At 49.3% G+C, this 11,557-nt stretch carries 12 protein-coding genes; 4 read left to right on the top strand and 8 right to left on the bottom strand.

Translation table 11 applies throughout. From position 1 onward, the window contains the following. Positions 1-139: 139 nt before the first annotated feature. The 6 genes from lepB to DUE52_RS29145 all read right to left on the bottom strand — a co-directional run bounded on the left by lepB (position 140) and on the right by DUE52_RS29145 (position 5,840). A complete protein-coding gene (gene lepB, locus DUE52_RS29120) occupies positions 140-1,276 on the bottom strand; it encodes a signal peptidase I (protein ID WP_114409614.1) in 1,137 nt (378 codons plus the stop codon). A gap of 114 nt (positions 1,277-1,390) precedes the next feature. Further along, on the bottom strand, positions 1,391-2,119 hold the full coding sequence (dapB, locus tag DUE52_RS29125; RefSeq protein WP_114409615.1) for a 4-hydroxy-tetrahydrodipicolinate reductase: 729 nt from the start codon (positions 2,117-2,119) through the stop codon (positions 1,391-1,393). Positions 2,120-2,138: 19 nt separating this feature from the next. Beyond that, positions 2,139-2,810 carry a DUF5683 domain-containing protein gene (locus DUE52_RS29130; RefSeq protein ID WP_114409616.1) on the bottom strand — a complete coding sequence of 224 codons (672 nt, stop codon included), beginning with the start codon at positions 2,808-2,810 and terminating at the stop codon, positions 2,139-2,141. Between the two features lie 86 nt (positions 2,811-2,896). Beyond that, positions 2,897-3,814, bottom strand: a complete 918-nt coding sequence (locus DUE52_RS29135) for a ParB/RepB/Spo0J family partition protein (protein ID WP_114409617.1) — start codon at positions 3,812-3,814, stop codon at positions 2,897-2,899. 23 nt (positions 3,815-3,837) lie between these two features. Next, positions 3,838-4,626: a ParA family protein gene (locus DUE52_RS29140; RefSeq protein ID WP_114409618.1), complete on the bottom strand. Its 789-nt coding sequence runs from the start codon at positions 4,624-4,626 to the stop codon at positions 3,838-3,840. 191 nt (positions 4,627-4,817) lie between these two features. Then, complete coding sequence (locus DUE52_RS29145) at positions 4,818-5,840, bottom strand: SPASM domain-containing protein (RefSeq protein WP_114409619.1); 1,023 nt, start codon at positions 5,838-5,840, stop codon at positions 4,818-4,820. 213 nt (positions 5,841-6,053) lie between these two features. On the opposite strand from DUE52_RS29145, the gene DUE52_RS29150 reads away from it, so the two are divergent. The 3 genes from DUE52_RS29150 (at position 6,054) to DUE52_RS29160 (ending at position 8,470) form a co-directional block, all read left to right on the top strand. Next, a complete protein-coding gene (locus DUE52_RS29150) occupies positions 6,054-6,380 on the top strand; it encodes a hypothetical protein (protein WP_229312351.1) in 327 nt (108 codons plus the stop codon). Between the two features lie 194 nt (positions 6,381-6,574). Next, entirely contained in the window at positions 6,575-7,111 is a 537-nt protein-coding gene (locus DUE52_RS29155) for a ferritin (RefSeq protein WP_114409621.1), read from the top strand. A gap of 237 nt (positions 7,112-7,348) precedes the next feature. Continuing rightward, positions 7,349-8,470 (top strand): NAD(P)/FAD-dependent oxidoreductase, encoded by a 1,122-nt coding sequence (locus DUE52_RS29160; protein WP_114409622.1) that lies wholly within the window; start codon positions 7,349-7,351, stop codon positions 8,468-8,470. On the opposite strand, the gene DUE52_RS29165 is transcribed toward DUE52_RS29160, so the two are convergent. Further along, on the bottom strand, positions 8,471-8,932 hold the full coding sequence (locus DUE52_RS29165) for an Lrp/AsnC family transcriptional regulator (RefSeq protein WP_114409623.1): 462 nt from the start codon (positions 8,930-8,932) through the stop codon (positions 8,471-8,473). 171 nt (positions 8,933-9,103) lie between these two features. Here DUE52_RS29165 and ald point away from each other — a divergent pair, with 171 nt between their 5' ends. Continuing rightward, entirely contained in the window at positions 9,104-10,243 is a 1,140-nt protein-coding gene (gene ald, locus DUE52_RS29170) for an alanine dehydrogenase (RefSeq protein ID WP_114409624.1), read from the top strand. 136 nt (positions 10,244-10,379) lie between these two features. Here ald and DUE52_RS29175 read toward each other — a convergent pair whose 3' ends face one another. Beyond that, positions 10,380-11,309, bottom strand: a complete 930-nt coding sequence (locus DUE52_RS29175; RefSeq protein WP_114409625.1) for a Kelch repeat-containing protein — start codon at positions 11,307-11,309, stop codon at positions 10,380-10,382. Positions 11,310-11,557: the final 248 nt, after the last annotated feature.

Genomic DNA, 11,557 nt, shown 5'->3' on the forward strand with positions numbered 1-11,557 from the left:
CGACTGTTCAAGTTGAAGGAATGTTAAATGTAAAATGATGAATGTTAAATGTAAAAGTAGTTTCCAATCCAGCACTTTTACATTTAACATTCATCATTTTACATTTAACATTCCTTTGTAAACCCTGAACCCGCTTCGGTTAGTCAATAATGCGGAACAGGCGATTCCAGCGGATTTTATTCAAAACGCTTTCCGGATTGGGGTCGATCGACATCCAGATGAAAACCGCTTTACCCACAATGTGATCGGCCGGCACAAAGCCCCAATACCGCGAGTCGGCGGAGTTGTGGCGGTTATCGCCCATCATAAAGTAGTAATCCTGCTTGAACGTATACGAAGTAATGGCTTTGCCATCGATTTTAATGGAATTTTCGGCCAGTTCAACTTTCTCGTTGCCCTCGTATTTTTGAATCACCGGGCCGTACAAAGCAATATTTTTTTCGTCCAGTTGGATCGTCGCGCCTTCTTTCGGGATCGTAATCGGGCCGTAATTATCGACATTCCAGGGAAATAGAGACGACTGCGGATACACCGGCTGGAAGGGGTTGACCGATCCTTTCGGCGAACTCAGGGCTTCGATGCCCTGCACAAAATCCTGTTGCTTCAATAAAGCTGCGGTTTCCGGGGTGGTATGAATCCGGTAGCCGGAGGCATCGTTGGCGGCAATCGTGTCATTAAACGTTTCCGTACTTTGCTCAAAATCAGTAATATCATACCGCTTGAAGACTTTGGCGCTGATCACCGAGCCGGTCTTCAGAAAATACTCCGTTTCGGATTTCACCGGATCGGGAAACGCCTGACCGTTGACGAAAACCTTGCGGTCGCGCACTTCCAGCACATCACCCGCAACGCCGATGCAGCGTTTGATATAATTGGTTTTCAAATCGGTCGGATAGTCTTCGGGCGGGTAGTTGAACACCACGACGTCGCCTTGCTTGACGGATGAGAAACCGGGCAGACGGTATTGGGGCAGTTGAATCCAGTCGAGGTACGACGGTATGTCGGTCCCCCAGATTTTCTGGTGCGTCAACGGAACCTGCAAAGGCGTTTTCGGTGTCCGGGTTCCGTAATGCAGTTTACTGACAAACAAAAAATCGCCGACCAGCAGACTTTTTTCCATCGAAGGTGTCGGAATCGTGAACGCTTCCATGAATAGCCAGCGAATCAGCGTAGCCGCAACCACCGCAAAGACAATGGAATCAATCCACTCACGGAACGGCGATTTATTCTTGACAGTGCGCCGGGTGGCGGTTTCCTGGTTTTTAACGACAGACATGATAAATGAATTTCAAATAGTACATGATGACGGGGCCGCCCGCGCGGTGTCAAATGTAAAAGTTATGGAATCCAATAACTTTTACATTTGACATTCATCATTCAACATTTATTATTAAACATTACTAATTTCTCCCAACAGATCTTCCATTCCAAAAACGCCTTCTTTCCCCACCAGCCATTCCCCGGCAGTGAGGGCGCCGAGCGCGAAGCCCTGACGGCTATAGGCGACGTGTTTGATTTCGATGGTATCGACCTCCGAATCGTACCGAACCACGTGGGTTCCGGGCACCGTACCTTCCCGAAGAGATTCAATCATAACCGCATCCGGCTGACTATCAGCGTCATTGACCCAACGTTTTTTGGTCGGGATCTGTTCAATGATGCCTTCCGCCAGCGTGATGGCCGTTCCACTCGGTGCATCCTTTTTCTCGGTATGGTGCACTTCGGTCATCGAAACGTGGTAAGACGGATAGCCCTTCATAAACCGGGCCAGCATCTTGTTGAGCCGAAAAAACAGATTGACGCCAATGCTGTAGTTCGATGCGTAAAAAAACGCCCCGTGTTGCTGCCGACACAGTTCTTCAATTTCCGTCCGGTGTTCGAGCCAGCCGGTTGTGCCACAAACCACCGGCCAACCGCGTTTCAAACAATCCCGCACGTTATCCAGCGCGGCTTCCGGCGAACTGAATTCAATGGCAACATCGACGTCTTCCTTTCCTAAAGCATCCAGATCGGCGCGGTTATTCACATCAATCCGACCCGCAATTTCGTGCCCCCGGTTCAGCGCAATCTGCTCGATGGTTTTACCCATTTTGCCGTATCCGAGTAATAAAATCTTCATTCAGGTAATCGTTCTGGCTTCAATTTTTAAACTGGAAAGCAATCCGGATTCCCGGAACCGGCATAATGCCAATGACGGGCATCAGCAAACCGGGCTTCACTTTCATCGTCAGGTCTTCCGAAATATCGAATGTTTTCAAGTGGGCCGTCACGTTGGCTTCAATGACGTTCACACCCCACAACAGTCCGATTCCCAGGTAGTTATAATCCCGATACCGCGCAACGGAACGGGCGGCCCGTTCCAGTTCGGCCACGGTTATTTTTCGCGAATAGCCCGGAACTTCGATTTCCTGACCCGTGGCATAATTGGCCTTAATTCCATAGTCCCGATACATGCGGTATTCACCACTGTAGTATTGGGAAAAATACAGCATGGTCCCAAAACCGGCGTAAATGATCGGTACTTTCCACCAGTGGCCATTGTGAATCTGGCCGAGACCCGGCAAAATGGCCGAGCGAATCGTGGCGGTTCTCGGTACAATTTTTCGGATTTTGGCATTCTGTTTCGGCGTCAGCGAAATCGTATCGGCCGTGGCCAGTTTGCGAACGGAATCCACCAAAACCGGCTGTACGTTAGGAACCGCACCAGCCGGGGTTTGCCCTTGTGCCGCTGCGCCCAGCATGATCAACATGCCAACCCAAACGTATTTCTTCCACTTCATTCTTACAAATACCGGGTATTCGGTTTCCATCTTCCAGGGGTTATGAGTGCAGATTGTCCGTATACTAACGTTGTACGCACCCGACCCGCCACCGGATTTCAGGAAATTAACTTTTTTTATGCCTTGTAATTCAGCACTTCCAGAATCCGGTTCATTTCGTCCTGGGAGGTAAACGGAATTTTGATCTCGCCTTTGTGCTTTTCATCGGCCTTGATGGACACTTTCGTTCCAAACATGGATGAGAGTTTGAACTGTAACCCCCGGATCTCCTGCTTGTAGGGTGTCGACCGGCGTTCGGGTTCGCTTTCGGGCGTGGTGGAAAGGCCGCGTACGGCTTCCTCCACCCGGCGAACTGACCAGTCTTCCTCAATCAGCCGGTTGAAAAGTTTAATCTGAATATCCGGATTGTCGACGTTGATAATGGCCCGGGCGTGTCCCATCTGAATTTTGGTGTCGCGCAAAGCCGCCTGAATCACCGGCGGTAATTTCAGCAACCGAATGTAGTTATTGACCGTGGTCCGGTTTTTTCCGACCCGGGCACCCAGTTCTTCCTGTTTCAGGTTACATTCCGTGATGAGCCGTTGGTAGCTCAGGGCAATTTCGATCGAATTCAGGTTTTCACGCTGAATGTTCTCAATCAATGCCATTTCCAGCATCTGCTGGTCGTTGGCCTGCCGAACGTAGGCCGGCACGTGCGTCAGCCCGATCAGCCGGGATGCCTGCAACCGCCGTTCACCGGCAATCAACTGGTACTGGTCGCGGCCCAGTTGCCGAACCGTAATGGGCTGGATAATTCCCTGGACCCGGATCGACTCCGCCAGTTCCATCAAAGCCTCTTCATCGAACCGGGTTCGGGGCTGAAAGGGATTGGTTTCAACGTGGTTGACGCTGATTTCCGTCATCGTTGAGATCGACTCATACGGCGACGGTTTACTGGGACGATTTACCTGGTCACTGTCATGCAATAAGGCTCCTAACCCACGCCCCAGACCTATCATTTTCTTCGGATTACTTTTTGCGTTCGTATTATCCATGGCTGCTAAATTCGGGTTGGATATTATACGGTCTGATCCTGCGGCAACCGGCCATTTTTAATCAGAATTTCGCGGGCGAGATTCAGATAGCTGATGGCTCCTTTGCTGTCGGCATCCTGCGCCAGAACCGGTAATCCGAAGCTGGGTGATTCACTCAGCCGAATGTTGCGCGGGATAATGGTGTTGAACACCATTTGCTGGAAGTGGGCCGTGACTTCACCAACCACCTGATTGGACAGGCGAACCCGCAAATCGTACATGGTGAGCAGAATGCCTTCAATGGCCAGCGACGTGTTAAGCCGTGATTGAATGATCTTGATGGTATTCAGCAATTTACCGAGTCCTTCCAACGCAAAATATTCGCACTGAACCGGAATAATGACGGAGTCAGCGGCTGTCAGGCTGTTGATGGTAATCAGACCCAGGGATGGCGAGCAGTCGATGATGACAAAATCATACTCATCTTTTACATCATACAAAGCCTCCTTCATTTTCTCCTCCCGGTTTTTGAGATTGATCATCTCAATTTCGGCCCCGACTAAATCGATGTGCGATGGCAGCAGGTCAAGATTCGGAAAATCGGTTTGAATGATGGCATCCCGGGTGCGAATATCTTCAATCATGCACTCGTAGATGCTGTTCTCAATTTCTTTCGGATTATAACCAAGACCCGACGTGGAATTGGCCTGTGGGTCGGCATCGACAATCAGTGTTCGAAACTCGAGAGCCGCCAGACTGGCTGCCAGATTGATCGTAGTGGTGGTTTTTCCGACGCCCCCCTTTTGGTTGGCAATAGCAATAACTTTACCCATGGGTTTGTTCGTTACAGACCCAAATATCTATAGATGGTTATTCTAAAGCAAGGAACGTTTCACGGATTTTTTGAAAATGTTTCACGGATGAAAAAATGACGGGCCAGCAAACCGGATCAATCCATACGCTAATCGTCTGACTGTCTAGCCCCTTATCCATTCCGGTTTCCGGTCGTATTATTTTATTGTGATCAAGCCCAGACCTGCGTCCCTTCCGTGCAATTCTTACACATTTCAATGCCGGAGCGCGACTGAATGAGTGTCTGCCGGAATTGACGGTACGGTTCGCTGCTCCACAATTGCGTAAACGTCTGTTCCTTCAGGTCACCCAGCCGGTAATGGGCGTCTTTGTCGAAACAGCAGGGCACCACCAGACCGTCCCAGGTAATGACGCAGGAGTGCCACATTTTCCAGCAATGTCCGTCCAACGCGTTTTTGATGGCATAGGTACCATCGTTCGTCTTTTCGTACCGGGAATATTTATCGATGGTCGGCATCAGATCGGAGCCGTGTTCAAAGTCATAAATCTGGGCGGTTTTCAATCCCACCTCGTCAACCCCCAGTTCTTTCGCCAGTTGATACACTTCCCCAATCTGGTGTTCATTCGGCTTGACGACCAGAAACTGGAAAATCACATGGGGCGTTTTCGACTTCAGTTCCTTTTTCCATTTGATGATGTTCTTCGTGCCTTCGATCACCTTGTGTAGCTTCCCGCCTACCCGGTATTGCTGGTACGTTTCCTGGGTGGTACCATCGATGGAAATGATCAGCCGGTCCAAACCGGATTCGACGGTTTTTCTGGCATTAGCATCGGTCAGGTAATGCGCATTGGTCGAGGTTCCGGTATAAATTCCTTTCTGCGATGCGTAGCCCACCAGTTTCAGAAAATCGGGATGCAGGTACGGTTCGCCCTGAAAATAGAACGTCAGGTACAACAGCGTATCGGCAATTTCGTCAATGGTTTGCTTGAAGAGATCGGCTGGTAACATGCCCGTCGGCCTTGTAAACGACCGCAAACCGCTCGGACATTCGGGGCAGCGGAGGTTACACGAGGTGGTGGGTTCAAACGAAATGGCAATCGGCGAACCCCGGTGAACCGCTTTACCGGTCCACTTCGATTCGTAATAACTCGACAATACTTTCAGTGCGTTCCAGGCACGTTTGGGGGTTACTTTCGAGAAAAAATTTAAGCCGTCGGAAATATTACGATTCATGCGGATTCATCAAGATGTGGAACAAAGGTAGGCCATCAGCCACGACGGTACTACTTTATAGAATATGAAAACAAATTTATTTAGAATTGTTTCAAATAAACTTGACACGTCTGCAATCCAATTGTACTTTTACGGAGTCAAACGCATAGCAATCTGTTTTTCACCGAATTTCTTTTTGTATCATCCGTGTCGAATACCCTTCCATTAACTGAATTGTTTGCCAGCTCAAAAGGCGCAACCTATCAATGCGATACAACCAATCGGATCATCATTCAGTTCGGTGAAGCGCGCGTTTCGCTCCGGATTTCCGATTTTTTGACGTTCAAGAAGCGGGTTGATTCGGTGGATATTCACACGATGATCTTCAATACCGACGATGCCTACGACGTCGAAATCATCGATGCGCCCCGCACCGGCCATCTTTTTGTCCTGAGTCTCTGTGACCTCATTGCCCTCCGCGACCTGCTGGCCGGCACCCGTTTCGTCCTCGACCTCAACACGCTGCTAAACGAACGCATTTACAGCTCGCTGGTCTATTGACCGATCATCACCGGGTTGGTTTGCCAGACAACAGTTCCGTTACACCGCACCTTTTTCCCTAAAGTGCTCAATCACTGCAATTAGACTGTTTCCAAATTTTACAGACTCAAAACTTTTTCCGGTTGAAATCAGTATTCTTGTAACAGAAAAGGCAAATCCATCCATCTGGTCAAGAACCAAAAACTGATACAACGATGAAAGATTTAGTGAGAATGAGAACGTCGCTGAAAGAAGAAATTGAGCGCATTCTCAACGAACAAATAAAAATGGAAGCACACTCCTCGGCCATCTATTTGTCAATGGCTGCCTGGTGTGATCGCAACGGTTTTGACTTTAGCGCCGGTTATTTTTATAAGCAATCCAATGAAGAACGGAATCATATGCTGAAGCTTTTCAACTATGTTTCTGATATGGGCGGTCACGCCATTTCTCCCGAAGTAACCAATGTTCCGCAGGAATTCGACGGTTTCCGGGATGTTTTCGAACTGGCTCTGCAACAGGAAATTGCGGTTAGCAACGCCATCAACCGCATCGTGGGCCAGGCCCGCCAGTTGAACGATTTTGCTACCGATCAATTCATGCAGTGGTTTGTAAAAGAACAAATCGAAGAGGAATATGTAGCGCGTCGGGCGGTCGAATTATTCGATGTCATTGGCGAAGAAGGCGTGGGTCGTTATATGATCGACAAAGCCATTCCGAAAATCACGTATGGCGACGTTGAAGCGCAATAAATTGAACGCATTGCTTTCTTCCTATAGCTTCTTACTGAATTGTATAAACCCGGATTTAAACCATCCGGGTTTTCTTTTTATCTACGTGATAAACGCGGCATGAACTTGGATTTAGCGAAGGCAATGCGTACCGATAACCCTTGTTGTAGCTACCCGGTTTTGCTCGTTTGTTGAATTAGTTTGGTTAACTTTATCCTTTCCATCAACACCTGCATCGCATAAAAACCAGCCTCAAGCATGGATGTCATCATTATCGGAGGTGGGCTGGCCGGATTGGTCAGCGGGCTGGAACTGGCCCGGAGGGGCTATCAGGTTGCGATTGTCGAGCGAAAAACGTACCCTTTTCACAAAGTTTGTGGCGAATACGTCTCCAACGAAGTCCGTCCCTACCTCGAGTCGCTGGGAGTCGATTTGAAAGCCCTGGGGGCTACCCACATCAACCGGTTTCAGTTCAGCTCGCCTTCGGGCCGTTTGCTGGAAACTACGCTGGATTTGGGCGGTTTTGGCCTGAGCCGCTATGTCCTCGACCATTCTCTTTATCAGTTAGGCCAATCGGCCGGCATCCGGTTTCTAGTGGGCAAACAGGTTGAAAACGTCACCTTTGCAGCCGATCAGTTTACTGTCGAAATAAACGACGGGCAGGTTTTAACCAGTCGGCTGGTGATTGGTGCGTATGGCAAACGAACCAAAATCGACAAGCAATTGCAGCGGCTGTTTATGCAAAAACCGTCGCCGTACCTCGGCGTGAAATATCACATCCGGACCGAATTTCCGCTCGACACCATTGCGCTGCATAATTTCCAGAACGGGTATTGCGGTTTGTCGGCCATTGAAGACGGGAAATATTGCCTTTGCTACCTGACGACGCGCGAGAACCTCCGCCCTTTCGGCAACATACCGGCGATGGAGCGGGCGGTTTTGTTTCAGAACCCCCATTTGAAACGGATTTATGAAAACGCCGAGTTTCTGTACGATAAGCCGGAAGTCATCAACGAATTCTCGTTTGCCCCCAAACGCGCCGTCGAGCAGCACATCCTGATGGCGGGTGACTCGGCAGGACTCATTACGCCCCTCTGTGGCAACGGCATGGCGCTGGCCATTCACAGCGGGAAGCTGGTCAGTGCGTTATCATCAACCTATTTAAACGGGCAATTCACACGTAACGAACTGGAACAGCGGTATCAATCAGAATGGTCGACCCGGTTTGCCCGGCGGCTGTGGGTGGGCCGAACCGTGCAGCGACTTTTCGGCGATCGATGGCTTTCGGAGGCAGCGGTTTCGGTTTTTGGCACATTCAAACCGTTGTTGCGGGGTATCATTCGACAGACGCACGGGGAGGTTATCGCTGTCGAAAAATAGTCACACCGGAATCACCGTCGTATTTTTCACCTCCGACATCACGAAAAAGCTGCTGATGTTCAGAATCCCGGGAATCACCGAAAGCCGTTCCTGATAAAACCGGTTGTAGGTCTCCATGTCGTGAACCACCACTTTCAGCAGATAATCGAAAGTTCCCGACACCAGGTTGCATTCCATGATTTCCGGGAGCTGGGCAATGGCCAGATTAAATTCCACGAACGTGTCGCGGGTTTGCTTGTCGAGCGTGACGTGGCAGAAAACCACCAGCAGATGACCCAGTTTTTTCTTGTTCAGAAGCGTCACGTATTTTTCAATAATCCCTTCACGTTCAAGCCGTTTAATTCGTTCGTGAATGGGCGATTTCGAGAGGTTGATCCGCTGGCCGATCTCCTGAATCGTGAGTTGGGCGTTATCCTGTAGAAGAGACAATATCTGCCGGTCAATCTTGTCTACCTGCGTCATGACGGAATTTTTTCTTTACAAAGCCGTTCGAAAGGCTCGTCACCAAATTATTTCCTTCTATACTACGAAAAGTAAACAGTATTTCCCAAAAAGAGTTATAGAATCAGAAATCTGTTTGGCAATTCATACCTTTGTGTATCCAATCAATACCAACCACAACCGCAGAATACGATGGTAATCGGTGTTCCTAAAGAAATAAAAAACAATGAAAACCGGGTGGCGCTGACCCCCGCGGGTGTTGCTGAATTTCGTCGATTTGGCCACACCGTTTATGTGCAGGTCAATGCGGGGGTGGAGAGTGGTTTTGAGGACGAAGAATACATTGACGCCGGGGCCGTGATGCTGCCTACCATCGAGGATGTCTACGGCATTTCCGAGATGATTATGAAGGTGAAAGAGCCGATTGCGTCGGAATATAACCTGATTAAAGAAGACCAACTGCTGTTTACCTATTTCCACTTTGCATCGTCGGAAGAACTGACGCACGCCATGATCGAACGCAAAGCCGTTTGTCTGGCTTATGAAACCGTGGAAAAAACCGATCGCAGCCTGCCGTTGCTGATTCCGATGTCGGAAGCAGCCGGACGGATGGCGGTTCAGGAAGGCGCCAAATACCTGGAAAAACCGCAAAAAGGCCGGGGAATCCTGCTGGGCGGTGTTCCGGGGGTAAAACCGGCCCATGTGCTGATTCTGGGTGGCGGAATCGTGGGAACACAGGCGGCCAAAATGGCGGCTGGTCTGGGCGCTCATGTCACCATCATGGACATCAGTCTGCCGCGTCTGCGGTATTTGTCGGACATCATGCCCGAGAACGTCGATACACTGATGTCGAACGAATACAGCATTCGGGAAGCCGTCAAACATTCCGATCTGATTATTGGCGCGGTGTTGATTCCGGGCGCGAAAGCCCCCCACCTCATCACCCGCGAGATGCTGAAACTGATGCGTCCCGGAACGGTTCTGGTTGATGTCGCGGTCGATCAGGGTGGCTGCATCGAAACCTGTATACCGACCACGCACGAAAATCCGACGTATGTCATCGACAACGTGGTTCACTACTGCGTGGCCAACATGCCGGGTGCCGTTCCTTACACCTCAACCGTGGCACTGACCAATGCCACGCTCACTTACGCCCTGCAACTGGCCAACAAAGGCTGGCAAAAAGCGTGTCGCGACAATGAAGAACTGAAACGCGGGTTGAATGTCGTTAACGGCAAAATCGTTTACAAAGGCGTAGCCGATGCGTTCGGTTTGCCGATGGACGATGTCAACGAATTGTTGAAACGCGAAGAAGAGGAAATCGACTTTTAAGACAATGCCGTATATATTCCAACCTGGTTAAGCTTGCACTTCATCAACGAATTATCAGTACAACTTCATCAACAATTTTTTAAGGGTTTAGGAATAGAAATAGCAAAGACACGACCACCATGAGTCGTGTCTTTTTTTATTGAATCGATAGTGTCAATTCCGTTACGACCGGCACATTGGACGCGTTTTTCCCACTTATGTACAGCTTTTGGCCATTCGAGAACAGATTACCGTAGGCAGGAACATTATCCAGTTTAAGCGGCTCGGCTGCCCAGGTATCCTTCACGAGATCATAGACATATACCGACTGGTTCTGGAGGAGAAACAGGTAGTCGCCCAGGACGGCCGAATAGACACTCTGGTAGTTACTTGAAACCTCAAAAGTCAAATCCTTCAGCGCAGTCCAGGTGTTGGTCGCGGTTGAAAAATACGCCATCTTTTGCTTCGCTCCCTGTCCGCCCAGCGCATAAATCCGGTCTTTATATGACACCAGTTCGGTGCTGGTGGTCGGAAACAGGTAATTCGGTGCCGTAAACCATTTATCCTGACCAATGCTATAAAATTTAAACAGGGTGCTGGGTGTCCGCCCGCCAACGAAATAGATGTTGCCGTTATAATACGTAACTCCCGCTTCTCCGGCATTGTCTTTCGCAGTGGCCGGATAGGTGATGTTTTGCCAGTTGTTCGCTGAAGCCGTGTATTTGGTGGCATCATTGGCAATAAAAAAGATGTTGGTTCCATCCGACACCAGTTTGCTGGAATAGCCACACCCGCACACATTGGCTGACTTGGCTAAAGCCGTCGAAAAACTGTTGCTGCCCAGATCGAACCGGACAAAAAACTGCGACTTGGCGGTATTGGAATAATTACCGAAATAAATCGCATTTCCGACCAGGACCGACTGCATCGGGTAAGGGCCGGCATCGTACGTGCTGAGCGGCATATTGAGTTGTTTTGCCGTTAACGCAACGTCATTCACCGTTTTTTCAGGAGCTGCGGTCGAGTCATCGGTCTTTTTACAACCGGTCAGTCCCATCAGAAAAAGGAAAATAAGAAAAAGCTTCATGGTCCAGTTCCGTTAAGTTTGATTCGTTCGTGCTAATCAAAACTAAGGATTGTGACCGGTTGGTTTTAGCGTATAAGTACGGGTTTTAGCCAGCGTAAAAGTGGCGGGCCTACGCACAGAATGGATCAAGAGCAAAAGTTGTGGAGCATCTTGGTTTAAGCATATAACTGCGTTAATCGATAAAGGAAAAACTCGACGTTTCTTACCCCTCTGAACTGAGCCCGGAAGGCTTTGATCTTGGCATTGAA

The sequence above is a fragment of the Larkinella punicea genome (assembly GCF_003334855.1).
GTDB classification, from domain to species: Bacteria; Bacteroidota; Bacteroidia; order Cytophagales; family Spirosomataceae; genus Larkinella; species Larkinella punicea.